The organism is Streptomyces sp. NPDC012508, from assembly GCF_042902595.1.
Taxonomy (GTDB): domain Bacteria; phylum Actinomycetota; class Actinomycetes; order Streptomycetales; family Streptomycetaceae; genus Streptomyces.
On sequence record NZ_JBIBEO010000002.1, the window covers coordinates 25116 to 49647 of the forward strand.

General features: G+C 68.2%; 20 protein-coding genes and 4 pseudogenes. 14 read left to right on the forward strand and 10 right to left on the reverse strand.

Annotated elements, in window-relative coordinates:
- Nucleotides 1-12 precede the first annotated feature (12 nt).
- On the forward strand, nt 13-441 hold the full coding sequence (locus ACFY8U_RS06000) for a DUF1707 domain-containing protein (RefSeq protein WP_389566275.1): 429 nt from the start codon (nt 13-15) through the stop codon (nt 439-441).
- A gap of 592 nt (nt 442-1033) precedes the next feature.
- Nucleotides 1034-1600 (forward strand): FG-GAP repeat domain-containing protein, encoded by a 567-nt coding sequence (locus ACFY8U_RS06005; protein WP_389566278.1) that lies wholly within the window; start codon nt 1034-1036, stop codon nt 1598-1600.
- Between the two features lie 83 nt (nt 1601-1683).
- On the opposite strand, the pseudogene ACFY8U_RS06010 reads toward ACFY8U_RS06005, so the two are convergent.
- Nucleotides 1684-1806, reverse strand: a pseudogene (locus tag ACFY8U_RS06010) (YdeI/OmpD-associated family protein); the annotation flags it as partial.
- Nucleotides 1807-2283: 477 nt separating this feature from the next.
- Here ACFY8U_RS06010 and ACFY8U_RS06015 point away from each other — a divergent pair.
- Nucleotides 2284-2808, forward strand: a complete 525-nt coding sequence (locus ACFY8U_RS06015) for a hypothetical protein (RefSeq protein ID WP_389566280.1) — start codon at nt 2284-2286, stop codon at nt 2806-2808.
- A gap of 7 nt (nt 2809-2815) precedes the next feature.
- The gene (locus tag ACFY8U_RS06020; protein WP_389566283.1) at nt 2816-2947 is read left to right on the forward strand and encodes a hypothetical protein; all 132 of its coding nucleotides are present in this window, start codon (nt 2816-2818) and stop codon (nt 2945-2947) included.
- A 302-nt stretch (nt 2948-3249) separates the two neighbouring features.
- On the opposite strand, the gene ACFY8U_RS06025 is transcribed toward ACFY8U_RS06020, so the two are convergent.
- A complete protein-coding gene (locus ACFY8U_RS06025) occupies nt 3250-5475 on the reverse strand; it encodes an FG-GAP repeat domain-containing protein (protein WP_389566286.1) in 2226 nt (741 codons plus the stop codon).
- Nucleotides 5476-6345: 870 nt separating this feature from the next.
- Nucleotides 6346-7734 (reverse strand): acyltransferase domain-containing protein, encoded by a 1389-nt coding sequence (locus ACFY8U_RS06030; RefSeq protein WP_389566288.1) that lies wholly within the window; start codon nt 7732-7734, stop codon nt 6346-6348.
- A gap of 454 nt (nt 7735-8188) precedes the next feature.
- Between ACFY8U_RS06030 and ACFY8U_RS06035 the strand changes: the two genes are divergently transcribed.
- The 6 genes and pseudogenes from ACFY8U_RS06035 (at nt 8189) to ACFY8U_RS06060 (ending at nt 12860) form a co-directional block, all read left to right on the forward strand.
- A complete protein-coding gene (locus tag ACFY8U_RS06035; protein WP_389566290.1) occupies nt 8189-8464 on the forward strand; it encodes a hypothetical protein in 276 nt (91 codons plus the stop codon).
- A gap of 385 nt (nt 8465-8849) precedes the next feature.
- Complete coding sequence (locus tag ACFY8U_RS06040; protein ID WP_389566293.1) at nt 8850-9209, forward strand: hypothetical protein; 360 nt, start codon at nt 8850-8852, stop codon at nt 9207-9209.
- A gap of 322 nt (nt 9210-9531) precedes the next feature.
- Nucleotides 9532-9775 (forward strand): annotated as a pseudogene (locus ACFY8U_RS06045) (transposase); the annotation flags it as partial.
- Between the two features lie 131 nt (nt 9776-9906).
- Nucleotides 9907-11046 carry a hypothetical protein gene (locus ACFY8U_RS06050; protein WP_389566295.1) on the forward strand — a complete coding sequence of 380 codons (1140 nt, stop codon included), beginning with the start codon at nt 9907-9909 and terminating at the stop codon, nt 11044-11046.
- Nucleotides 11047-11301: 255 nt separating this feature from the next.
- A complete protein-coding gene (locus tag ACFY8U_RS06055; RefSeq protein WP_389568207.1) occupies nt 11302-11544 on the forward strand; it encodes a hypothetical protein in 243 nt (80 codons plus the stop codon).
- Nucleotides 11545-12320: 776 nt separating this feature from the next.
- Nucleotides 12321-12860, forward strand: a complete 540-nt coding sequence (locus ACFY8U_RS06060; protein ID WP_389566298.1) for a 2'-5' RNA ligase family protein — start codon at nt 12321-12323, stop codon at nt 12858-12860.
- Nucleotides 12861-12922: 62 nt separating this feature from the next.
- On the opposite strand, the pseudogene ACFY8U_RS06065 reads toward ACFY8U_RS06060, so the two are convergent.
- Nucleotides 12923-13318: pseudogene (locus ACFY8U_RS06065) on the reverse strand (ATP-binding protein); the annotation flags it as partial.
- Nucleotides 13319-13478: 160 nt separating this feature from the next.
- On the opposite strand from ACFY8U_RS06065, the gene ACFY8U_RS06070 reads away from it, so the two are divergent.
- The 3 genes and pseudogenes from ACFY8U_RS06070 to ACFY8U_RS06080 form a co-directional block, all read left to right on the forward strand.
- Nucleotides 13479-13850: a hypothetical protein gene (locus ACFY8U_RS06070; RefSeq protein WP_389566301.1), complete on the forward strand. Its 372-nt coding sequence runs from the start codon at nt 13479-13481 to the stop codon at nt 13848-13850.
- 94 nt (nt 13851-13944) lie between these two features.
- The gene (locus tag ACFY8U_RS06075) at nt 13945-14403 is read left to right on the forward strand and encodes a hypothetical protein (protein ID WP_389566304.1); all 459 of its coding nucleotides are present in this window, start codon (nt 13945-13947) and stop codon (nt 14401-14403) included.
- Between the two features lie 233 nt (nt 14404-14636).
- Nucleotides 14637-14827: pseudogene (locus tag ACFY8U_RS06080) on the forward strand (hypothetical protein); the annotation flags it as partial.
- Nucleotides 14828-15207: 380 nt separating this feature from the next.
- Here ACFY8U_RS06080 and ACFY8U_RS06085 read toward each other — a convergent pair.
- From ACFY8U_RS06085 to ACFY8U_RS06095, 3 genes are all read right to left on the reverse strand, one after another.
- On the reverse strand, nt 15208-16626 hold the full coding sequence (locus ACFY8U_RS06085) for a DUF692 family multinuclear iron-containing protein (RefSeq protein ID WP_389566307.1): 1419 nt from the start codon (nt 16624-16626) through the stop codon (nt 15208-15210).
- Nucleotides 16627-16639: 13 nt separating this feature from the next.
- Nucleotides 16640-16885, reverse strand: a complete 246-nt coding sequence (locus ACFY8U_RS06090) for a hypothetical protein (RefSeq protein WP_389566310.1) — start codon at nt 16883-16885, stop codon at nt 16640-16642.
- Nucleotides 16886-17079: 194 nt separating this feature from the next.
- On the reverse strand, nt 17080-18255 hold the full coding sequence (locus ACFY8U_RS06095; RefSeq protein ID WP_389566312.1) for a hypothetical protein: 1176 nt from the start codon (nt 18253-18255) through the stop codon (nt 17080-17082).
- A 457-nt stretch (nt 18256-18712) separates the two neighbouring features.
- On the opposite strand from ACFY8U_RS06095, the gene ACFY8U_RS06100 reads away from it, so the two are divergent.
- Nucleotides 18713-21820, forward strand: a complete 3108-nt coding sequence (locus ACFY8U_RS06100; protein WP_389566315.1) for a hypothetical protein — start codon at nt 18713-18715, stop codon at nt 21818-21820.
- Nucleotides 21821-22348: 528 nt separating this feature from the next.
- Here ACFY8U_RS06100 and ACFY8U_RS06105 read toward each other — a convergent pair.
- The 3 genes from ACFY8U_RS06105 to ACFY8U_RS06115 all read right to left on the reverse strand — a co-directional run bounded on the left by ACFY8U_RS06105 (nt 22349) and on the right by ACFY8U_RS06115 (nt 23800).
- Nucleotides 22349-22669, reverse strand: a complete 321-nt coding sequence (locus tag ACFY8U_RS06105; protein ID WP_389566318.1) for a peptidoglycan-binding protein — start codon at nt 22667-22669, stop codon at nt 22349-22351.
- 447 nt (nt 22670-23116) lie between these two features.
- Nucleotides 23117-23251 (reverse strand): RICIN domain-containing protein, encoded by a 135-nt coding sequence (locus tag ACFY8U_RS06110; protein ID WP_389566321.1) that lies wholly within the window; start codon nt 23249-23251, stop codon nt 23117-23119.
- Nucleotides 23252-23296: 45 nt separating this feature from the next.
- Entirely contained in the window at nt 23297-23800 is a 504-nt protein-coding gene (locus tag ACFY8U_RS06115; RefSeq protein WP_389566324.1) for an N-acetyltransferase, read from the reverse strand.
- Nucleotides 23801-24532 lie beyond the last annotated feature (732 nt).

Sequence of the window (24532 nt, forward strand, 5' to 3'; positions counted from 1 at the left end):
AGGGGGAAGACGATGGAGGACGACCACAGCAAACCCTCCATGCCTGCGGTGCGGGTCTCGGACGCCGACCGCGATCGGGCCCTCGGCATCCTGGCCGAGGCGCTGGCCGTAGGTCGGCTCGACGCGCAGGAACACGCGAGCCGGGTCCACTCGGCCCTGCTGGCACGGACCGCCGACGACCTCGGTGCCCTCACCGCCGACCTGCCGACCCCGACACCGACCCGGGCCGAACGGGACCGCAAGGACATGGCGGAGTGGCTCGCGGAGTGGCGGTACTGGCTCGGCGGGCTGGTGCTCATGTCGGCGATCTGGGGCGTGCGCTGCTTGCAGAAGGGGGAGCTGACGTACTACTGGCCGGCCACCCCGCTGGGGGTGTGGGCGGCTGTCCTCGTCGCTGTGGCGATATGGCCCCGCCATGGCGGCGAGGACGGCAGGAACTGACGGTGCCGGGCGGGTGCCGCCGAGTGGTGAGAAAAGCCGGGCACGGAGGCCCCGCGGCCACCAGCCCCAGCCGCACCCCCTTCACCAAACCGCAAGCCGCTCAGGACCGAAACTCCCATGAGCATGGTGCAGTTCACGCGGATGGATCGAGCTGCGGCCTCCGGCATCGAGCTGCCGTGACTCCCCCCAGGACTGCGGCCCTGTTCGGCGCGACGCAAGTCTGCGCCGCTGGTCATCCACCCCCTGGGCCGAGAAAGCCCCCAACGGCGACCACACCTGGGAGCTGACCGGCGAGCCGGCCAACGGCATCGGCCCGGACGTCACCGCCAAGGGCACGTTCAAGGTCGTCCGTAAGGCCCAGCCGCACGACTTCAACGACAACGGCAGCCCCGACCTGCTCAGCCGGGACTCCGCCGGCCGCCTGTGGCGCACGGACCTCTTCTACCGTCCGACCGACGGCTGGCGCGGTATCAACCAGGCGTCGGCCCGGACCTACCTCGGTTCGGGCTGGGGCGTCTACGACCGGATCGAGGCCGCCGGCAACCTGGGCGGTACGCCCGTCGGCGACCTCCTGGCCCGCGACAAGTCCGGCGTGCTCTGGCTGTACCAGGGCAACGGCACCGGCAACTTCGCCACCCGGGTCCAGGTCGGCGGCGGCTGGCAGGTCTACGACAAGCTCACGTCCGGCAGCGACCTGACCAACGACGGCCGCGTGGACGCGCTCGCCGCCGACAGGTCCGGTGTGCTCTGGCTCTACGCCGGCACCGGCAACGCCACGAAGCCCTTCCTCCCCCGCAAGAAGCTCGGTACCGGCTGGGGGATCTACAACGACATCACCGCCGTCGGCAATATCGCGGGCGGCACCGCCGGCGATCTCGTCGCCCGTGACAAGGACGGCGTCCTCTGGCTCTACCTGGGCAAGGGCGACGGCACGTTCGCGCCCCGCACGAAGATCGGCGGCGGCTGGAACGCGTTCCGTCCACTGATCGCCGCCGGTGACGCGGACGGCGACGGGCGCCCCGACCTCATGGGTCTCGGCACGCCGTACCAGACGCCGAAGCTGTATAGGAGCACCGGCGACTGGAAGGTCCCGTTCCGCACCGGCGAGCTCATGCACCTGGAGCAGGTCAACGCGAACACGTCGGACCTCGTGTTCTGACATCGCCTCACCGCGGAGGGGAGGCCGCCCGCGACACCCGGCCTTCTTTTCCCGTACGGGTGCGGCGTCTGGCCGTTCGCGAGCATCGCCACGAACTTCACGACGCGGCGGGCGCGGGTTTCGGGCTTCATGGCGTCCTGGACACGGCAGAGGATCGCGTAGCGGTCAGAGCGGCCGAGGGTCTCGAGGACGGACGCCGCGGCCGGGGCGGCGGCGAAGGTCGACGCGGCCTAGTGGCACGCCAAACAGATCTGCCTGCCCCCAGCGGGACCGGCGGTTCCCCGGTGACGCTGTCGTAGGCCGGCCGCCTCTACGCCACAGGCCTTCAGTACGCGATTCTCTCCGGTGACTCCTCGGCCACCGCACGTGCCACCTGGGGCAGCCTGCCCTCCTTCGACTGCGGAAGCCCCAGGTCAGCGACCTGGGGCTTCGTTGATATCTAGACCTCTCGGGGCCCACCGCCAACCCAGGACCCGAGTGGTGGCACGAGCACCTCACCTTCGAACCCAACCCAGACACCACCTTCGCGCCCCGTCGATCCAGACTGTCCATTCCCCTCCTCCGCTGCCTGCCCGACACCACCGGCACGCGGTGCGCGAGCCGGACCGGGGCCGGCAGCACGGTCGCTCGATATGGTGGCCGTGGTGTGTTGAACGCTTGTCCGGTGCAAGGGGGAGATTGCCGTGACAGAGGACATGGACTGGACCGACTGGGCGGAGCGGCTCTCGGAGGACGGGCAGCGCATATCGCGGACCCGGATGGGCGTGCGTATCGCCACAACGGACTGGGGGCGAAAGGTGCTCCGGCTGAGGCTGGAACGGCTGACCTACCACCAGGCAGACGGTGTACGCCGGATTGAAGCGCCCCGCATCTTCCAAGCCCAAGCCGGGTACGCTACGGGATGCGCGATCATCAGGCCGGGGAAGCCCCGCAGATTCGTATCCTTCAGCCCCCCAGGCCGGATCAAGCTGGACGACGGCGTGGAGTTCTTCGGCTACATCGAACTTGACGACGGCGAATACATCGCGCGCCTGGAAGAAGGCGCGACGACCGACTGGACCATCGGCCGCGAGCACATCAGGGCTCCCTTGCCGCCCTACCAGTTCACGTTCACCATCGAGGGCAGCGCACCAGAAACGGCCAAGCCCCGCCCCGAGCCCTCTGACTACGACCCCGACGACGACCCCTACCGCCCCTCCTTGTGGTGACCGTCGGTTGCGCGCGTACGGGGTCGCGCATCCGCTCGTCCTGGACGGCCAGTGGCTGCGCAACATGATCGCCACGCACCGCAGGCGTCCTCGCGTCTATGGGCTCGGTGATCTCTCGCAGATCCTTCGACGCGCGTGACTACCCCCAGGCCTCGGTACTCATGGCGTCCACACCCGAGCAGGTGGCCACGTTCGTCGTCACCGGCGTCTACGCAAGACCGCCCGCGCGCTGCGTGACCACGGCTTTGTGCTGCTGCTGGGTGACCCGGCCGTCGGCAACTCCGTCACCGAACGGATACAGGTCATCAGCGCGGCTGATTACTGAGGTTGCATGGCCACCAAGGCCCGGACCTCCAAGAACTGGCCGGTTCCCGTCCCTGCTCGGTGGGGAGGAGGAGGGGCACCGTGGGCGAACCGGCCCGATCGAAGCATGGACCGTGCTCAGGCGACGTGGTTGAAGGAGCGGCCCTGGTACTTGTACAGGCTCGTCGTTCGACGGCTGAAGGGGGCGGTGACGCTGCCCGTCGAGCGGTAGACGTACGCGCCGTACTCGCCACTCGTCCCGTACGCGACCAGGTCCGGGCGCCCGTCGTTGTCCAGGTCGCCGGCACCGACGAGCTGGGAGAAGGCACCCCAGCCCGCGCCGATCCTCACGCGGGTGGCGAAGCCACCGCGGCCGTTGCCCTGGTACAGCCAGAGGACGCCGGAGGTGTCACGGGCGACCAGGTCCCCGGCCACCGTGCCGGCGATGTTGCCGACGGCGGTGATGTGGTTGTAGATCTGCCAGCCGCTGCCGACCTTCACGCGGGCCGCGTACGGCTTCGAGGAGCTGCCGGTTCCCTTGTAGAACCACAGGACACCCGCGCCGTCCGTGGCCACCAGGTCGGCCCGGCCGTCGCCGTCGAGGTCCGAACCGGCGGCGATCTTGTCGTAGATCTGCCAGCCCGTGCCGACGCGCACGCGGGAGGCGAACGTGCCGTCGCCCTTGCCCAGGTAGAGCCACTGCACGCCAGAACCGTCGACCGCGACCAGGTCGCCGGTGGCGTTGCCGCCGGCATTGCCGACCGTTTCGATCTGCTTGTACACCCCCCAGCCCGAGCCGATACGGGTGCGCCCGGCGACATCGTTCTGGCCGTTGACCGGGCGGTCCCGCAGGTCGTCGCGCCACAGCACGCCGGAGGCGTCCCGCGCGAGGACGTCGGTGGAACCGTTGTTGGTGTAGTCGTGCGGGTTGTACGTGCGGGTGATGTTCGTGAGCCAGCCCTGGTAGGCGGGCTCGCCCGTGCCGTCGAGCAGCCTCGCTTCGGCCTCCACGGCGTACTTGCCGTTCGGCGCGTCGACCCCGGCGATGACGCCGTCCCAGTCGAAGGAGAACAGGGTGCCGGACGCGGGCGCGGTCAGGCGCTTCGTGAACTCCTTGCCGGTGGCGGTGTGCGTGAGTGTGACGTCCATGTACGCGTCGGCGCGCGACAGCGTCCAGCCCAGGGTCACCTTGCCGCCGGACTTGTCAAGGTCGGCCGTGTCGGGAACGTGAACCTCGTCGATCGCCAGCGGGGCCACCGCCTTACCCGTCTTTGCCACCTTGGTGACCGTCGGCGTGCCGTCCGCGACGGCCGCGACGCGGAACAAACCGTCGCCGTCGGCGGCCCGGCTGCCCCGCAGCACCGCGCTGCCATCCGCCGTGGGCGCCGACTCCGTTGCCGTGACGCCGAGTTCGCGAGTCTCGCCGCTGGTCAGGGAAACGGCCTTGGCGGGTGCCCAGTAAGCGCCATACACCAGCCAGTCGCCCACCAGCTCGTAGTACAACTCGTCGAAACTGGCGCCCAGGACGGTCTTCTTCTCCTCGCGCGTCTTGCGGTCGACGGACGTGACGTACACCTCGTGGTTGTCCGTCTCGTCGAGCCAGGCCACCTGCGAAGCGGAGAACGTCAGGTGGCCGGAGTCGTCGTTGTAACCGGACTTGGCCGAGGAGTAGGTCTCGGTCACCGTCCCGGTCGCCACGTCGACCAGGGCCCGGTGGCCGGTGCGCGCGTCCGGCGGACCCGCCGCGTACCTCACGAGAACGGAGCCCCCGAGGACCGTCGAGCCGCTGAACTGGGTGGCGTCCGCCGGCAGGCCGGTGATCTTGCGGTTGGTCGTCGTGGCGCCGTCCTTGGTCACGAAGCGCACTTCCGCCGTTCCGTCCGCCTTCAAGATCTGCGCGAGCACACTCGTCGGGCTCAGTGTGGCCAGGTAGCCGCCGCCCAGCGCGCCGAGGTCGATGTCCACCCCCGGGGCCGCCGGGTCGGCCATGTTCCACAAGGTGATCGACTGCATGGCCTCGGGCCAGCTGTCATCGCCGACGACGGCCACGTCATTGCCCGCCAGAGCGTAACCGCCGCCTTGGGGATGCCGGAGCCGCTTCGAGGCTCCTCCGTCGTAAGGCGTCCAGACCAGGTCCGTGATGCCGTCGACGTAGTCGTACGTGAAGAACCCGCTGGTGCCCCCGCCCGCGAGGTGGGAGCCCTCGGGGTAGAGGGGAAGCGTGGCGTCGCCCTGCCCGGACGAGGCCGATGGTGTCGCGACCGCGGCCGGAGCGCTTCCCAGCGCGCCGGCGCCGAGGGCGGTGACCGCGAGGACGGCCGTGACGGCGGTGGCGAGACGGCTGCTGGTGGAACGGAACTGCAAGGCGAAGCCCCCACGAGTCTGAGTCGGACACGGAAAACGCCGTGTCCGACTCAGACTCATGAACAGCTCGAATAGTTGCACGAGAACCCGGGAGCTGCGGGCCGGCACCCAGCCCGGCACTCTCCATCGCCCCTACCTCAGCGTGCTGTCGGCCATGCCGTCATAGTCATGGCACCGCTCACGAGGCACCCTCCTCACACGGCTTGGGCAGCGCTGCGGCGGCATGTGCAGGAAGTATGGGGTCAGCGGTAGGAGCACCGGCCCGGGATGCCACCCCGGGCATGATTGTCCTGTCGCGCAGAGCGACCGGCACGCGGCTACGGGGACGTCGGCCGGTCGTCTGCTTGTGCAAACCACTCACTAGCGCAGGCAAACGCCCTCGACACACTGGCCGAGGTCGCCTCCACACGAGGCGACCCCGAGAAAGCGCACGGTCTCTTCGGTGAGGCAGCCACTCTCTACGAAGGAGCCGGGATGACAACTGCGGTCGATCACTGCCGCGCAGGACACATGTCCCTGCAGAAGGATCTCGACCGAAGAACCAAGGATTGACACCACCTCAGCCCTCGACCTCGAACAGGGTTGGCGGTGCAGCCTTCTGCATGCGTCGGGCAGTGAGGAGTGCACGATGAAGAGGTACGTGCCCAGCGCCGGATACGGTCCGGCGCAGCACGACCCGGGCGGCGCGCACCGGGATCGGCTCCTGTCGGCCAGCGCCATGCATTCATCCCCGGCTTGAAGGCCGGGGGCATTCTGCAGGAGTCCCGGTAGATGCTGGAAGAGACCTTCTGCGCGGATGTCCGCATGCCAACTTTTTGGCCGTGACCGAGAGCGTTCGCCGGGTGCCTGGGCGGCGGCTTGGTGTTCCGGTCAGTTTGCGAGGACCGAGTGCCCAGCGGCCGGTCGGATCCAGTGGTGGCCGGCCTGCAGGTGGGCGAGTACGGCGTGCTGGACATCGGTCTCGGCGGTCAGCGACAGTGCGTCGCCGAGGTCCCACACGTAGCGGCCGTAGGCGTACTGGATCGCCTCACGGTCGCCCGCGGTGAGCCCGAGCTGGTCCTGGGTTGGGTCGCGGTCGTGTCGACGCCTTGAAGATCCGAGCTGGGCGATGAAACGGCGAAGTTCGTGGCCCTCGGGCAGGTAGTCGTTCAGGGCCGGGTCGAGCAGCCAACTTTCGACGCTGATAGTGAATGCGCCCTGCTCCCAGTGGACGCCTTCCCCGTACTCCCGTGGAAGGCGCCGGAGGAACGCGTGGACCCGGTCCGCCCAGGCCTGGTCCGGCACGGTCGTCAGCGGATGCGCTGTGTGGGGGACGTACACGTCCACCCCGTCGTTCCACGCCACGCAGTCGAGCTGTTCCAGTCGGTAGATGCGTCCGCAGAAGACACCCATCACGAAGTCGTGCTGAACCAGTCCGCCGTGCCCGGAACCCGTCCGGTAGCGGGCGATCTTCTCGCCCAGCACCCCCAGGCTGGCCGCTGATGTCTCGTCCGGCACCTCGATGCTCCGGTGGAACTTCCGTACGTGCGGGGTGGCGGCGAGGTAGGCCACAGTGTAGAACCACCAGCCCTCCGAGCCGTGGTCGGACATGACAGGGCCGACGGGGAGGCTCAGGCTGTTACCCATTCGGGACTTGATCAGCCACAGGGTGCGCTCCAGCAGCCAGAGCCATGGGGAGTCGACATCGGTCACGGCATCGACCGCGGCGGCGATGTCAGTGTGGTCTTCCCGGGGGATCTGTAGTTCCTCCATCAGGGTGATCAGTTCATCGCCCTCAGGTATGCCGTGTACCGGGAGCTGATCGAACCGTCCCGCTGCCGCTTCCAGAGCCTCGGTCCACGCCCGGAACTGCTCGCCCAGCCCCAGGGCCTTCCTTATGTAGGAAGCCGTCAGCGTCCGGCGGCCCATCTCCTCCCACGTGGGGAGTTTCTTCCACAGCTCTGTTTGCACGCCGGGATCGCTACCGAGCGCGGCCAGCACCTGCTCGTGGAGGTAGCGCTCCTCGGCGGCCTCAGCATCCTGGTCGCCCTCCTCACGAGCAGCTATCCAGCGCGCGCGCCATTCATCCATCCACAGAAGGGGAGCGCGGTCCACGTAAGCTCCTCTGCCGCCGTGGAGGGCGAGCATGAGGTAGTAGTGGATGTAGGTGCTCTTGGACCAGTCGTCGGTGTGGGCGATCCTGACCAGCGCGTTCACCGTCCGCCGCGCCAACTCGGCATGAGTCGGTGCCGAGTCCGTCGTGTCGAGGGTCGATGTCATTCGTTTCTCCCGTTGGGTGCTGGTCACCGCTGCTCCGGTGGAGCGCAGCCTCATGTTCCGAGACCTGTCGTGGGCCCACCGATCCATTATCGTCTCATCGACGATAATACGCTAGCGTCATAGCCCGTACAAAGTCCCGAACGAGAACACGGGAGTTCCACGGCGCATACAAGGAGAAGGCCACCGCTCCGATGGCCGTCGAGGGGAAGTCCGCACCGGCTTCGACCGAAACCACACCTCCGCGCGGATCGGTCGGCGGGTCAGCGAGGCTCCGTGCATAGCGGCTACGGCACCACAGTGGGCGGTCCGCAGCACATACTGGCGGTGCTGCGGAGAGGGGCCGCCTCTACGCCCTTCCCGCTTCGCTCATACATGACAGCCTGCGTGAGCGGCCGCTACGTGCTCTGAACGGAGCAGGCAGCGCCCTGATCTGGGATCGTGATCATAGGCAGCCATGCGTAAGGCGACCGTCGCCTCCACGCAGATCAAGATCAGCACGTGGCGGGAACATAGGTGGCTCATCGACGTCCAGACGCCGGAGCCGACGTTCGTCGAAGAGGGGAAGAGACACCGGAACTCCTACGAGAACGTGACCTTCCAGGTCGACAGGGTGAAGCTCGGCAACGACATGGTCGCCTTCGGCCTCCTCACCCGAGGCTCCAACATGCTTACCAGACGCCGCACTTGGTCTCCGGAGAGTACCGGGCCCCAGCTGACAACGCTCAACTGAGCCTCGGGCGTCAGCGTACTGTCGTTGAGAACACAATGGGCCTCGATGGCAGCGGCAGCCGTCGCTGCCGCTGGACTGCGGCAGAGATCAAACAGGACCACCGACGCGTAGGAGGTGGGCCCCATGTCCCGTGCCCGATCCAAGAGGTCATCTAAGGGTTGTCCGGCAACTGCCCTCATGGCCTCTGGTCGTTGTGACAGACGCCGCAAAACCGGGTGCAGCAGGGCCTGGACGCCTGGCATCATGGCTCCCGTGATCACGTGTCGAAAGGCCGATGCCGCGTAGACGGCCACGCGCACTGCGCGCTGAGCAACCGGCTTCCCGCTTCTGGGGGCCGACCCCACCGTTCCGGATTCGTGGACTCTCCACCAGGGCGAGCCTGGCCGTGCACCGGGTCGAGTACCTGAGCGGCAGCCTCTACATCCACCCAGGTGCCACCGACTGTGCGTTGCAGCGGTACCGCGAGTTCCTCCACCCACCGGGCAGACGTCCGCTGTACCCGCGGGAGTCGTACTGCTCGTGCACCTGGTGCTCCTTCGACGACGTCCGGCACGCACGCGACGTGTTGGAGGAGGTCCTGGAGAGGCTGCCGGAACGAGCCCGTGCCGAGCTCGGCCGGCTCGTGAAGCCTTTGGATGAGGTGTTCCTAAGCCGTACTCTGCCGGACCCGTTCGCGCACCGGCGCCAGTGGCGGACACAGTTCTGGTGGTACCGCCGCCTGGCCGACAGGTCGGAGTGGGGGTGACGGAACCCATGTAGGAGCGCAGCGGCTGGTACCGGGTCGAGCTCGAATCCGACGGCCGCTGCGGCCTGCGTGCCGGCCGCACCGGCTGGGTGGCCGAGGAGAACGTCCAGCCCCACGTCCGCATGCGCCTCAATGGCTGAGCTTGTTCCTTGTCTGCGGCGGTCTGCTGCTGGGGCGGGCGGGCCCATGAAGGCGTCTAGCTCTTCGATGACCCTGCGGAGCTCGCGGGCTCCGCGAGGCGACATTGCTCGGATCGCGCCGTCGAGTAGGGCACGGCCTTCGAGTGGGTTGCCGCAGCAGTACCCGTGCACGTTGCCGAACTCGTCGTCGTGCCGAGAGGCCGGCCAAGCCCGAAGGCGTCACCCCAGGCCGGGGTCCGCCGCGGACTCAGGAACATCCGCGCCCACCTGCTTTGCCCGGCCCGTGTTCCCCAACCTCGTGGCGCTGGTCCCACACGCCCCCTCGGCTCGAAGAACCGGCAGCCCGCCAACCGCTACGACGTCGGCAGAACCGTCAGACGCCCCGAGACCCTCAAGGCCATCGTCAAGCCTGGAAGATCCTGGTAGACAAAGAACAAGCTGAGTGAGTGTTCGAATACCTCAGAGGTGCAGGTCAACCCTGCAAGTCTTCGCCGGAGGGAGAGGCCGCTCCGAGGCGGCTGCGAGCGTTGTCAGACTGAGTTGGCAAGATCGCGGCCATGAACACCACCCCAACCACTCCCCCGCGGCCGTTCGACGTCACCGCCGTCTTCCCTCAACTGGCGCCGCTGGCACGCACGGCGACTCGGTTGCACCCCCGCCCCGGGACTCCGTCACCGCAGGACAGTTCCATCGGAGGACCACTGCTATGGCCTGCCGACGAGCCGTGGCCGCACTGCGACGGACCTCATGTCGTGGACGGAATGAACCAGACCCTGTCCCCAGCGGACGTTAGGCTGGAACGCCAGATCCGTGCCGCCTCGCACGGCAGGGACCTGACCCCACAGGAGCGAGAGGTCCTGGAGCGAATCCGCCCTCCCCGGAAGTTTCCGCTGAAGCTGGCCATCGCACCGTATGAGGGGCCCATAGCCATGCTGCCGGTCGCACAGTTGTACCTGCGGGACGTACCCGATCTGCACACGCCTGAAGGAGCAGACCTGCTCCAAGTCCTGTGGTGCCCCTTCGACCACCCGATCATGCCCAAGACCGCGTTGTTCTGGCGGTCAGCAGCCACCGTCACCGACCTCCTGACCACGCCCCCCGAACCGCCCGCCATGCAGTTCGACGACTACCTGCCCGAGCCGTGCCTGCTCAACCCGGAGCAGGTCACCGAATACCCCGACCACCTGGAGTTGAGCAAGGAACTCCAAGAGCGGCTCGGGAACTGGAACATCTGGCAGGCAGCCGGCACGATCGTGGACAGCGCCCGCGCGTCGTACCCTCAGAATTTCTACGACAACGAGCTGGCCGGCGCGCCCGGCTGGAAAGTCGGCGGCTGGCCCCGCTGGGGCGCCACCGACCCCACCCCTCGGCTCTGCCCTACCTGCGGCAGCGACATGGACGCCCTACTGACCATCGCCACATTCGAGGGCGACGCCGACAGCAGCTGGCTCCCGAACGAGAGCCCGTCCTCCAGCCACACTGGAGCGGAGGGACAGGCCGTGATCGACTTCTTCCACGCCCAGGGCATTGAGGCACACGACCGCGGCCGCGGCTCCCACGATGCCCGCGTCGGGCCCCTCGGTACCAACCCTGCTCCAAGGCAACCGACCGCCGTCCAGATCGGCAGCGGCTACGACCAGCAGCTCTACGTCTGCCCGGCAGCTCCGGAGCACCCCCACTCCGAGCTGATGCACTAGCCTCGATCCTTCATGACGGTCCGTCGGTTCTACGGCGGACCGTTTCGGCTGTTAGGGCTACTGGCGGGCAGGCTGATCGCCCGGCTGTCGCGTCGGACTTCCACCCCTAGATCCCACCGCACTCAGCCGCAAAGGCAGATACGGCAGCCAGGGCTCGACCAACCGCCGGCCCACCGCCTCCACCAGGCGGAGCGATCGTCCGCCGGTATGCCCACGCCTCCGTGCCCTCCCCCCTCCCATGTCGTTCACGTCAGCATTGAGAAGATCATTACCGTAGCCGCCACGGCGCTCTGCGCCGTCGCGCTGGCCGCCCCCGCCCACGCCTACAACGACTCCAACTTCGGCGGCGGCATCAACGCCGCCAACAATGGGAACTTCACCGCCGCGGCCGTCTGCCTGCAAGAAGCCGCGGTCGTCCCCGTAACGGGCGACTGGGTCGGCAACCCTGCCAACAACTGCTCCAACGGCAGCGTCATCGACCCCACAGCCACCCCGTAAGACCGAGCGCCAACACCTCCGCCCGCGTACCCGGGCCATGCGCGCGGGCGGAGGCTTCACGGCAGCAGGGGCGGGCCACCGCCGGTCCACCGAAGCGTTGCCCGGTGCAGTCGGTCACCCACACATGAGGCAGGACCCGACAAACATCAACTCACGGCCGGGCAGGGCGTCTCGACCAGCACGAGCACTCCGAGAAGCGAGCACACGAGCCCGCAAGGAGAATGCCGCCCACCCGCACCGCGACGACACTGCCGTGACCTCAAGGCCGCCGGCGGCCCGATCGACCGTCTCCCCGGCCAGCGCAGCACCCGCTGCGCCGGACTACCACGGCCCGGGCAGAGGCTCGACTTCATCCTCACCTACACCAACGCCTGCGAGACGGCCCGGCGCCACCGGCAACCTCTTCAACTTGTAGGGCGATCTGCTCCAGATCCTGGGTGGTGAGCGTGTCCTCGCCAGTCTTCTTGGAGGACGGCTGGCTTTGTTCACGAGAACCGGTTCTGGCACAGCTTCCGTGCAGCGGTGACCGAGCGTTGCCAGTCATCGGAGGCATACGCGTCGGCGACCAGGTGGCTTCGTTCACGTCAACCGACAGCGCTTGTTCCTGGGTTCCGGCGGCGTGCAGTGATCATCGGCACTCTGGATGTTCACGGGAAATAGCGGCAGCGGCAGCGTCTTGGTCGTCCCGCTCGTCGACCGGCTTCGGAGATCGGTCGTGATCGTTCGGCGGGAAAGGAGCCGTTCTGTCTGCGGCAGAGGTGACACCATGCGGTGTCATGGCAGATGACAGCACCAGTGCGTTTCAGGCGGGCCAGACGGGGCTCATCGTCCGGATCCCGGAGGCGGAGCCGTCCGTCCGCGAGTGGCGTGAACGGCTCGACCCCTCAGCCCAGGCCGGGGTTTCAGCCCACGTCACCGTGCTCTTCCCGTTCCTCGATGAGAGCCGAATAGATGCGCTCGTCTACTCCGCTCTCGCGGACGTGCTGGGCAGCCACCAGGCCTTTGACCTGCGGTTCGAGAGGTGTGGACGGCTCCCGGAAGTGCTGTATCTAGTACCCGAGCCTGACACGCAGTTGCGGCAGCTCACGGAGGCGATCGCTGATCGCTGGCCTGAGGCTCCGCCGTATGGCGGCCGATTTGCCGAGATCGTGCCGCACCTGACCATCGCTCAAGGTCAGGAAGACGCCGTCCTGCAGGAGATCGAGGCCGACCTCGTCGGCAGGCTCCCGTTCACGTCTCATGTCGCGTCGGTTGAACTGATGGTGCACGACGGCGTGAAGTGGCAAGAGAGGGCGTCGTTCGCACTCGGAGAATAAAGCAGGCAGAGGCTTGGCTGGTCCGCTGCCCCAAGGGGCAGCGGACCAGCAGGGGGCTCCGGTCAGCTGGCTGCAGCGTGCTCGGCGCGTGCTCGGGTGCCGGCGAGGCGGTAGGAGTCGGTGCCGGTCTCGACGATGGTGCCGTTGAAAGTGAGACGGTCGACGATGGCCGCGCAGAGGCGGGGGTCGGTGAAGGTCTTGGTCCAGCCTCCGAACGACTCGTTGGAGGCGAGGGCGATGCGGTTCTTCTCCTCGCGTTCGGTCAGGTCCTGGAAGAGGAGTTCGGCGCCGTGGCGGTCGAGTTCCATGTAGCCGAGTTCGTCGATGCAGAGGAGGTCGACGCGGCCGTAGCGGGCGCTCGTCTTGGAGAGCTGCTTCTCGTCGGCGGCTTCGACGAGCTCCTTGACCAGCTTCGTGGCCAGCACGTACTTGACCCGGTGGCCCGCCATAGCCGCCTCGGCCTCCATGCCGGGCTGGTGGGTCTGCGGCACGAACGCTTCGACCGGGGCCTTCCCCGACTCGACGAGGATCTGCGGTTTCCGGTCGGAGATGTAGCGCCGGACCATTTGGTAGGAGACGTCTCCGGCGTGCTCCTCGACCAGGCGGTGGAAGATCCGCGTGATCGTGTGCGTGCTTGCGCGGCGCGTCCAGATCCGCCTGAAGCATCACATCGATCACCTGCTTGTCCGGAGCCGAGGAAGCGGCCGCGGCCGCAGCCGCTTCCTCGGCTCCGGCCAGACCGAGTCGACGGCCTTGCGGACCGTCCGCCACGACACGTTGTACTTGCGCTCAATCTCCCGGATCTTCATGCCGCCGCGGTGGTCGCGCCGGATCGCCGCGTACAGCTCGACCTTCGACATCCGCGGCATGACCAGGCCCTTTCACCAGGAGCATCCCGATGCTGCACTGGCAAGCACCCTGGTGACTTCAAACCTCGTGAACATCACCCGACCGTGGATCGGGGCGCCTCCCAAACCCGTGAACAACTGACTTCACAACCCCCCGTGAATGAAGCCAACCAGGGCTGGATTTGATCCGACCACGCCAGGTTATGGTGCTGATCCACATAGCGAGGGGAGCCGGCATGCCCAACAGGTCGCAAGCGAAGGACGCTCTCGACTGTCTGCGTGCCGAGCTGGCGGCCGAGCAGTCGACGACGGCCGAGGGGTCGACTCGGGGTGCATGGCTCGCCTTCACGCGTTTCGGGCGGAGGCGATTTCACACAGCGCCCCAAGCCGACTCCGACGGCTTGCTCTTTCAGTACGGCACGTACCTTTCCAGCGGGCGACCGATGTTCACTGTGGACCTCACGAGGCAGCTCAACGTCAGTGACGACAGTGAGTACGACCACTACGTGCAAGTTCGCTGCGAACTCCGCTACACGCCAGCACTGGACCTGGATGCTTTGGGATGCTTCGACTCCTGGTTCTTTTACGACACCGATACGGACATCGACGGGTGGTTCGCTGCCATGGAGGAGCGTCTCGGACCGCTTCTTGATCGCAGGCCCGCTGGGATCGACTTGTTTGAGGAGCCGGTATAGCCGTTTCGTCCGTGGAAGGCCGCATGGCTTCGTCACGCGAGCAGGACGCGCTTGCGCAGGAGGTCGAAGCCGGCGCGGCCGAACATCTGGCGGCCATTGCGGGTTGCGTACTCGTCGACGCCGACCACCCGCGGGCGCTGATGCGGACTTCGACCGCGAGGAGTACGTAGACCGCGTGGAGCACCGCACGAACGGCCTGTTCATCCCCCGGAGCGGCAAGGAGGCGGCACTGTGAGCTTGTCTCCGCGAAGCGCGGCCTCGGCGTGCCGGTCATCGTCGCCATCTGCGGGTCCACCCGATTCATGGACGAGATGACCGAGGCGGACCTCCAGGAGACCGCCGCCGGCCGGATCGTCGTCCGCCCAGGGGCTGCAACATGAAGGAGCCGCACCCGCTGTGGGCCGACCCGGCGGACGCGGACGCCACGGCATACTCTCCGTGGAGACCCCTAGAACGGGGTAAGGACCTAGTGGAGGGCTCCCATGAGGATCGTTGTTGAGGGCGCGACCGTTCGCTGAGAAGCTGGTCGAGCTCGCCGCCCAGCACAACGCGGCGCTGTCCATCAGCACCGTCGACATCCGCTGGACGACCACCGCGCCGAGTGCTACCTCCGCTCGCTGCCAGTCGGTGCCCGCACGTTCGCGCGGATGGTCGTGGTCGACGGCGAGGGCTACCTCGACGCCGACAAGCTCCGCGCGTCTCTGAAGGCTGAGGCGGTGTGGAGCCGCGCCGCGATGCGCCACCACGCCACGGCCTGCGCTCCTCGTTCGCGCCTTCCAGGCCCTCGCAGCGCCCGCTCCTCCATCAGGCAGGTGCGAGGTCGTCGACGAGACGGACCCGGAAGTGGCCGCGCTGCGGCGCCACCGGTAGCCGCCCGGCTCCCAGATCCGTCATCAGCGCGGTGGGATCGGTGCGGAGCCCCACGGTGCAGGGCGAGCCGTCCAGTCGTGCGCGAAGGAGGCCGCGGTCGAGCTCGACGACGTCCGTCAGCCACGGTACGCGTGGCCGCGCCTCCAGCAGGTGGTCCGCGAACGCGAAGGCCTCCTCGGAGGCGAAGAGGCGCGGCGGGCGGGCACGCATGTAGGCACCGAGCAGCTCGCCCACACCGTCCGGGCCCAGCGTCAGGAACAGCAGCCGCATCGTGTACCGGAGCGTGCCCGTGAGTGCGCTGCCCCTGAACTCGGCGACGAGGTCCCGGAGCAACCCGATCGCCGGGTCTGCTGCCAGCTCCCGGGCAAGCGGTGAGGTTCCGGGATCGCGGCCGACAACTAGGCTGCCGAGCGCGAGCTCCCAGTCGCAGGGAGCGGTCGTCTCCTCTCCTGCTGCGTGGGGCACGGCCATCGTGTGCGGCGGCGACAGCGGGGGAAGAGCGGCTCGCTGGGGCCACATCTCCTTCACCGCCACGAGCAGTTCGCGGACCGCGCCCGCATCGAGATCCGGTACGGCCGACGGCGTCACCTCGAACAGCACCGCGCGCAGGGCTGGCAGCCGCGGGAGGACCCGGCCGGCGAGCGCGAGCAGGTCGTCCTCGGGGAGCCCGGAGTGGGCGTCCAGCCAGTACCCGCGGTACTCGAAGCCGCCCGCCAGGTGCACCTCCCACACCCGGTCGAGGGGCAGGTCGGCCAGCAGATCGTCCACGCTGCCGCGGCCGTTGCGTTCGTTGGCCAGGACGTTGTGCAGGTCCAGGAGCAGACCGCAGCCGCTCTCCTCGGCGACCCGCCGGACGAACGCGCCGTCGGACAGGTCGCCTGGCCGCGGCCGGAGGTAGTTCGCGCCGATCTCCACGGCGAGGGGCACCGGAAGCGCATCGGCCATGGAGCGGACGGACCGGGCGGCCGCATGGGCGCCCGCCGCCGTCTGACAGGGCGGCAGCATGAACCCGGTGTGGAACGAGCCCGTCCGGTCGGCCACCCGGTTGAAGGCCAGGTGCTCGCTGACCCACGGCGCGCGCAGTCTTCCTGCAAGCTCGCCGAAGAGTTCCGTGTACCGCGGGTCGGGCAGGCCGTAACCGCCGACCGGGTTGCCGACCCCGTGCAACAGCCGCGCTCCGGGCAGATCCGAAAGTCGCCCCAGCACGTCCTCGTCGATCTGGATCCCGCCATCGCTCCGTACGCGCCACAGGCTCTGTGGTTCGATCTCGACGACATCGAGCAGGTCGGCGACCTCAGCGAGGATCCTGTCGAGACCGGGTACGTACGTGAGCCCCACCCCGAGCCTCGTCATGGCCGGTCGTGGATCAGCCGACCATCGGACCGGCGACGACCGGCTGGACCTGGCCCGCCGGATTCACGACGAAGTCGCGGGCGATGGTGATGCGGAGGTCCCGCCCCGAGTGACACGTGGGGCACCCCAGCTGCGTCATCACGTCCTTGATCACACCGTGCATCTTGTCCAGGTCGTTGGCCACGGACATCGGCACCGTGACGTTGATCGCCGCCAGCCACGGGTCCGGCACTGGTCCAGCCATCGGATTGTTCGGCATACGAATCTCCCTCTCGGACGGGGTCCTTTCCGGCGCGGCCGCCCTCGTCGCCTGGACGGCCGCTCAGCATCATGCAGGGACGCCCCGACACCCCACGAGGAGGCGCGCACGGGCACCCGGGTGACCCGGCCGGAGCCGAGCCCGACGCCGGCTGTCACGAAGTCGTGTTCGGCCGGCCGTGAGTGCATCGCCCTCTACGAGGACAGCCCGCCGGAACCCGCGGTGAGGACGCTGCCGCGGATGGTGGTGTCGCCGCCGTCCGCCATGTCCGCCCACGAGAGGAACACGCTGCCCGGATTGCCGTTGCCGAACACGGCCGCGGCGCTCAGGTGGAAGCGATTGCCGTTGGTGCCGGAGCTGGCCTGGACCCGGGGCCCGATCTCGAGCTCGGTGTCCGAGCAGAGCTGTGCCATCACGGTCGGCACGGTTTGGAAGGTGTCCGCGCTCTTCTCCACCCAGGCGAGGACGAAGCGACCGCCCGGCAGCGCCGTCAGAGCCGGAGAGGTCCGGTGGAAGTGCTTGGGCGAGCCCGCGGAGGCACTGAGGAGGACGCTGCCGTTTCCCGCCGGGTCGATGACACTGGCCACGGCGGTGGTCTGGAGCACGCCGAGGTCGCTCTGCACCGTCGACTTGATGTGTGCGGCGACGAAGCGCCCGTTGTCGAGGGCCGTCAGCGCGCTCCGCCCCGTGAAGCCACCGACGTTGGGACGCATTTCGCCGGTCCGGGGTGTGCCGTCGATTTCGAACACGCGGTAGACGAGCCCGCCGCCGCCCACCGGCTCGCCGTTCGTCCAGGCGACGACGTAGTCCCCGTTGCTGAGCAGCGTCACGGCCGGGTTGCGGTGGAAGGCCGCGGTGGTGTTCACGGCGATCTCGGGGCCCGTCTTCTGCCCTTCGGGCGTGAATCGCTGCGCGCGGATGCGCTGCTGCTCCCCGGCGCCCGTCCAGGTGACCAGGCAGCCACCATCGACCAAACGGGTGACCGTGGGCGGAAAGTCGGGGTCGATGGAGCCGGTACTGACCTGGACCGCCGGGCCGGACGGCTGCCCGTCGAAGAACCGCCGCAGCACCACGACCGGGGTCGGCGGGGGCAGGTTGAAGGGTCGCTCGATCCACGCCGCGAAGGTGTTCATGCCGACGGAGTCCAGGAAGGGCCACTGTCGGTTCGTATTGTCGCCGGGTGGGGTCGCCTCGCTTGCGAGGAACTCCGTACCTACCTTCGCTCCTGCGGCGTCGACCCGCTGCCCCTTGATGCCGGCGTCCGAGTCGTCCGCCCAGAGCGCCGTGAACAGGGCGTTGCTGTTCAGCGCGTCGGCGCAGGGCTGCGACTGGCCCCCGACGGCGGACGTGTTCACGATGAAGTCACCCATGATCGTTCTCCCATGTTCCAGCGCCCTCGCGCTGCCGACGCGGCCTTGCCCAGCACCGCTCCGCCGCTCTGGCCCGCAATCCGACCGCGGCCGACCAGGGGTGATGCCTCTGCCCGCCGATCGAGGTGTGAAGCCGGGCCCGTGAAACGTTCAGCACGGGCTCGCTCGGCCGGGTTCTCCGCGGGCGTCGTCGCCCCCTTGCCTGGATCACTCTGCCGACCGCGGTGCACGGGCGGAGGTTTCCACGCAGGCCGTTTCACTCCACCGGCGGAGCGGACCTGCTGAAGAAACGATCAGCTCACGCCTCCGCGCGGACTCGCCGTCGCCGATTCGGAGTTCGCAGAGCACGGACCGGCACACTGTCGCGCGCGGTCGGCGTGCCGGTCTCGTTCCCGTGCGGCGGATCGCTGTCTTTGCGTTCCCGGGGCCCAGCGCCCCCGCGAAGAGAGGGACTTCTATGAGACAAACCGGGAAGCGGCTGCGCGCCGTCGCCGCCATGGCGGGACTGGCTCTTCTGCCGGTATTTCTGCCGGCTCAAGCCCAGGCCGCAGGCACCCGACCGTTCTCCGTCACCATCACCCACATCGGGTGCGTCGATCCGTGTTCGTCCGAGGGGCTCGAAGCCGCGTTGGAGGGCCACCCCGACTTCTACGCGAAGGTGTTCATCAACGGGGTCGAGTACCGCACGCCCCGGGTCGACAACGTCTCCGGAGTCGACCCGGACTGGGTCATCTCCACGGAGCTGCCCGACACCCTCGAGGATGTTCCCGTCGGGATCCAGATCTGGGACTACGACAGCACCTCGGGCGACGACCTGGGCGACGCCAGCCCGCACGACGACGACAACAACCTCGACTTCACCGTCTCCTACGCCGACGGCAAGTGGCGCGACACCGGTGCTGACAAGACCGACAACGTGAACTGGCCGCAGTCCTGTTCGTCGGGCGACGGCGACGAGGGGAGCGAGGACGACGGACCCTCCGTCCAGGTCTGCTTCGATGTCAGCACGACCTCGACGAGAGGTGATGCGGACGGCGACGGACTGCTCGACGGCTGGGAGCGCAACGGGTACAACGCAGACGGCGACGGCGACATCGATGTGGACCTGCCGGCGATGGGAGCCAAAGCCGACCACAAGGACGTCTTCGTCGAGCTGGACTGGCAGGCGGGGCGCGAGCCCACCCGCGCGGGTATCCAGGCGATGAAGAAGGCGTACGCCGCGGCGCCGCCCGATGCAGGCTCAACCGCGTCGAGCAGGCGGGCCGACAACGGCGGTGTCGGTGTGGACGCACCCCCGAACCCCGACGGCGTACCAGGCATCAATCTCCATGTCGACACCGGCGACCTGGTCGACCCGATGGGCCGTGAGGGCGGGCCCGTCGGCACCTGCTCCGACGGGATCGACAACGGTGGGGACGGGCTGAAGGACGGCAACGATCCCACGTGCGTCAGGCAGGGGCCTCCTCCCCGCGTGCCGGTCGACTACCTCGACGCGAGCGTCGAGAACCCGCAGCCGACCAACTGCACGGACAACATGGACAACGACGGCGACGGCATCACCGACGAGGACGACACCGACTGCCTCGTCGGCGACGACCTCGGTGATGGCGGGGACATCCTCGCTCGCGGTGCGTGCGGCCTCGACGCTGCCTTCTACGCCACCAAGGCCTCTCAGTTCGACGGGAACCGGCGCAAGGTCTTCCACTACGGGCAGCTCCTCGAGCTGCCTGGTGTGGCCACATGCCCGGATCAGGTCGGTGGCCAGGGCGAGCTCGGGGGCAACGACTTCGCCGTCTTCAGCCCCGAAGCCGGCACGATCATGCATGAGCTCGGGCACAACCTGAACCTGCGTCACGGCGGGCACGAGGAACAACCCAACTGCAAGCCGAACTACGTGAGCGTCCTGAACTACGACCATCAGCTCGGCATCCCCCGCGTCGGCGGCGGCGCCATCCTCGACTACTCGCCGCCCAGGACCACCGACGGCGAGCGCGGACACGCCCCGCTGCCCGAGCTCCGGGAAGACGCCCTCACCGAACCGACCATCCTCGACGCGACCGACTCCGTGAACCGGTTCCAATTCACCAACCGCAAGGGCATGAAGGTCCCGAACAACCTCGACATCAGCCCGGACTGGGACGGTGACGGCGACAGGACCGGCCCGGTGCTCCCCACGAACATCAACGACGCCGGCCTGCGCGGTCCCAGCGAGTGCACCAACAGCTCCACCAACGAGACGATGGGGGGCTCTGACGACTGGACCTCCGTCTCATTGCCGTTCCGTCAGTTCGGTGAGTCCGCGGACGCCGCAATCAACCGGGAGAGCGCAGACGTCCCCACCTACAGCGAACTCCTCGCCATGCACGAGGAGGCGAACACCACCGACGTCGGCATCACCGTCACCGACACCCCCGACCCCGTCGCGGCCGGCAGGGACATCGTCTACACCGCCGTCGTCACCAATCACGGCGTCAGGCCGGCCGCCGCGGTGACCCTGGTCGACACCCTGCCGTCGCAGGTCGCCTACGTCAGCGACGACGCGGCATGCCACACGTCCGGTGCGACGGTGACCTGCGGCGTCGGCGACCTCCTGCCCGGAGCCTCCCGCACCGTCACGATCACCGCCCATGTGCCGGCGGATCTCGTGTACAACGCCGGCGGCCCGGTCACCCTCACCAACCGGGCGGTGGTGGACAACCTCATGGGCCCCGACCCGGTGGCGGACAACGACACCGCCGCCACCGACACCAGGGTGGTCGCCATCGCCGACCTCGCCGTCACGTCCTTCGCCCCCACCACACCGCCCACGCAGGTGATCATCGGGCAGACCCTCGACGTCACGCTGCACGGCACCGTGGCGAACAATGGGCCGTCCAGCCCGATGGACGCCGTACTGGCCACCGCCGCCACGGCCGACCCGGGCGCCACGGTCGTGCCCTCCTCGTCGACGCGGACCATCTCCGCACTCGCGACCGGGACGCCGCAGTCCTTCGACAGCGTCTTCACCATCGGCTGCTCACAGCCCGGATTCCACACCTACCGTTTCACCGCTTCCATCACACCGGCTCGACCGGACGACACCGACCCCGTCGAAGCGAACAACCACCGGCCGGCCGAGTTCACCCTCGACTGCGTCGTGCCGGTCGCCATCAACATCAAGCCGGGGGCCAACCCGAACTCCGTCAACATCCCCGCCGACACCGTCCCCGTCGGCGTCCTGACCACCAGGGCCGGCGAATACGCGCTCCCACTGGACTTCAACGCCACCACCATCCAACCCCTGACGGTTCGCTTCGGCCCCCGCACCGCCGTCTACGGCGGCACGGGCGGCAGCACGGAAGCCCACAACCGGGGCCACATCGAGAACGTGGTCGAACGCACCACGACCCCGGTCGAACGGGTCAGGGACGGTGACCTCGACATGATGCTCCACTTCGCCTCGGCGACCTCCGGTCTCCAGCGGCCGGACACCGAGGCCTGTGCGAAGGGATCGTTCACCGACGGAGCCACCGGCCGGACCTTCCGCTTCTTCGGTTGCGACGCCATCAGGGTGGTGCAGTCGTGAACGGCCCACCCGGACCGGACCGGCACCTCTCGGATCCACGCGGTCGGACGACCGGACGGTTCACCGGCGCAGACCGGGCATAGCCCAGACCGCCCCTGACCAGGCCCGCCTGTCCCACGAGGCCCGCATCCCCGGCGGATGCGGGCCTCAGGCGAGGGCGGCGCCGAACGCCGCAGCGCGGGCTGACAAGCGCCATCGCAGCGGGCCGCCACCGGAACGGCGCCGATATCCTCGCGTACGTGATCTACGAGGGAACATTCGGCCTCGATGTTCCTCGCCAGCCAGCGCGCTTCATCATGGCCGTCCGGCGCCAGAGCGGCAGCTTGGCAGCCAACGCGGGCGTCGGTGCCACCGCCAGGATTCAGCAGGCGAGCACGCCCCTCCCGGTGGAGGACCGGGCCACAGCGACAGCCGCCCCGTGGCCGCGTCGCCCGGACCGGACCCGGGCGACGTGACCACATCGGAGCAGACATGCCGGACACACTTCACTGAGCCTTCAGCCTGTCCTGCGGCTGCCTCAGTTCCCGGTCATCCGCAGAGGCTGTCGTCGGAGTAGGAGAGGTAGGCGATGCTGCTGCTGCCGGCGACGTACCACCGGCCCGCGCTGTTCCTGTACATGCTGCCGAGATCGCTGTTGGTGCCGTTGTAGCGGATCTCGGAGCCGTTCCAGAAGAGATTGTTGTCGGCTCTACCGAAGGTCTGCGGCCCGACCTCTCCGTCCGCTTTGAGTCCGCGATCGCTCTGCCACTCGATCGTTGCGGCTCTGGTGTTCGGGCCGAAGTCGCAGTCGAGGCCGGACTGAGGCAGGTATCCGTCAGCGATCAGGACTCCCTGCCACAGCCCGACCACGCTGTTGTGTCTGTTCTTGGTGGTGGAGAGTGGGCCCTCGTCTCCCCAGTCATCCGTCACTGTCCCTGAGCCGTACACGCTTCCCTGTGCCACGCTCGCGTGCGCTGGTGACTGCACGCCGGCTGCCACCACAAGTGCCGCAGCAGTGACCGCACTTCTCCATGCCCAGCTTTGGACAGAACGATTCAACGGAACCCCCAGCCAATCGACTTGGACTAGACCGCGCGTACCGTCGCACGCCCTTCACCGCGTGTACAAGACATCCGGCGTCTGACCGGATCGGGACCGTGACATTGAGATCGATGGCATCACCCTGCCCTGGCACCTCGGTGTCATCGAAGGGCACGTCAACCGGATCAAGATGCTCCGTGATCCCCGGGACCTGCGCCCGTACTGCTACCGGGGTCCCAACCGTGCCTATCCGCGCGGCCCGTAAGCGGACAATGTTCAGGCAGCCTTCCACTTCTGGCATGACTGGCCGTTGCAGTCCCACAACTCCAGGGCAGTGCCCGAGTCGGTACTGCCGTCCACGCGGGAGACACACCTGTCGACATTCCGACTGACCAGGGCGAAACCGAGCACCCAAGTTCGACCCGCAACCGACCCGCTCTGTACGACAAAAGCTACTTACGCGTCGGGATGCTCCGGCAGGGCGAGCCAGTCCGACCAGGAGATCTCTCGGCCGAGGAAGCGCGGCTGCTCGAACGGCCAGTCGGCGGCGATCCACTGTGGCACCAGCTCATCGAGGGCCTGCTCGACCTTGCTGTCCACCAGCTCGTCCACCACCCACCAGGAGATCTCGCCGTCCGCGCCGGCCCTCTCCGGTGGGTCGATGTAGACGCAGCCGAGCAGAGCTGTCTCCGCCGCGTCGAACAGCGCGTAGTTGAAAGACTGGTGTGCCGCGATCTCCTTCTCGTGCCGCAACAGGTCGGCCTGGTCGGCCTCGTAGGTCATGGTGGCCGCAGGCCAGCCCCAGGCTGGGCCGAAGATGGTCCACAGCCGCTCGCGCGAACCCATCACAGCCGGATAGTCGAGCGGGGTGTCCGCCTCCCGGATCGGCCGCAGGTGATGACCACTGCCCGGCAGCGGTACCAGGACGGGATGGACGAAACTATCGGGGAGCCAGCTCATAGCGCCCGACCGTAGCAGCGCGCGGGCCTCCGTTCCTTTGGATATTGCCCGCATACCGCCAGGACCGGCTCTCATACAGGGCAGCACCCGCGATCACCCGCTCGATACTCCCGTTCGATCGACAACTCCATGATCGGTATGACAACGGCTTCCTACGCCCGCAAGGTTGCGTGCCTGCGATCACCATGGGACCCGGACACGCTGCGGCGATGGCGCCGGCGGTTCCTGCAGGAGCCGGGCGACCGTTGCCCTGGGGGCTGCGTGCAGGGCCATCTCCGGCCGCCTGCCGAGCGTGACCTCGAGGGCTACGCCGGGGCGGCGGAGCGGGAGTCCAAGGAGATGCCATGGGTGACTGCGCGGAGCCTGTCGTGCACTTCGCTCATTCTGTACACCGCGTGGCACCAGGCCAACAGCCAGCCGTCCAAGCGTGCAGAGGACGACATCGACGCACGAGACGGACGACGGGATCTGTCCTGAGAAGGCGTGGGGTGCTGGCGCCTCGGACGATTCCGGTGTCGTGGTGAACCCTGGTGCCGGTCCCGTACGGGTGCGGGTGGAGGAACTGGCAAGGCCGTGCAGGGAGCTCTGGTCCGGCAGCCCCCGCAACGTGCGTCAGTGCACCGCCGCTGCTCAGGGTCGCCGGAGGCCCAGCTGGGGCGTGTGTCCATGGTGTCGCTGCGATGCGGCGCTGTACGGCAGGGGTACGGCGTCGGCGGGGTCAGGGGGCTCAGT

Excerpts from the sequence above, each read along its gene's own strand:
- ACFY8U_RS06100 (WP_389566315.1), top strand. The coding sequence starts at position 18,713 with ATGAGACAAACCGGGAAGCGGCTGCGCGCCGTCGCCGCCATGGCGGGA.
- ACFY8U_RS06000 (WP_389566275.1), top strand. The coding sequence starts at position 13 with ATGGAGGACGACCACAGCAAACCCTCCATGCCTGCGGTGCGGGTCTCG.
- ACFY8U_RS06060 (WP_389566298.1), top strand. The coding sequence starts at position 12,321 with ATGGCAGATGACAGCACCAGTGCGTTTCAGGCGGGCCAGACGGGGCTC.
- ACFY8U_RS06090 (WP_389566310.1), bottom strand. The coding sequence starts at position 16,885 with ATGCCGAACAATCCGATGGCTGGACCAGTGCCGGACCCGTGGCTGGCG.
- ACFY8U_RS06030 (WP_389566288.1), bottom strand. The coding sequence starts at position 7,734 with ATGACATCGACCCTCGACACGACGGACTCGGCACCGACTCATGCCGAG.
- ACFY8U_RS06115 (WP_389566324.1), bottom strand. The coding sequence starts at position 23,800 with ATGAGCTGGCTCCCCGATAGTTTCGTCCATCCCGTCCTGGTACCGCTG.
- ACFY8U_RS06050 (WP_389566295.1), top strand. The coding sequence starts at position 9,907 with ATGAACACCACCCCAACCACTCCCCCGCGGCCGTTCGACGTCACCGCC.
- ACFY8U_RS06085 (WP_389566307.1), bottom strand. The coding sequence starts at position 16,626 with ATGACGAGGCTCGGGGTGGGGCTCACGTACGTACCCGGTCTCGACAGG.
- ACFY8U_RS06095 (WP_389566312.1), bottom strand. The coding sequence starts at position 18,255 with ATGGGTGACTTCATCGTGAACACGTCCGCCGTCGGGGGCCAGTCGCAG.
- ACFY8U_RS06075 (WP_389566304.1), top strand. The coding sequence starts at position 13,945 with ATGCCCAACAGGTCGCAAGCGAAGGACGCTCTCGACTGTCTGCGTGCC.
- ACFY8U_RS06035 (WP_389566290.1), top strand. The coding sequence starts at position 8,189 with ATGCGTAAGGCGACCGTCGCCTCCACGCAGATCAAGATCAGCACGTGG.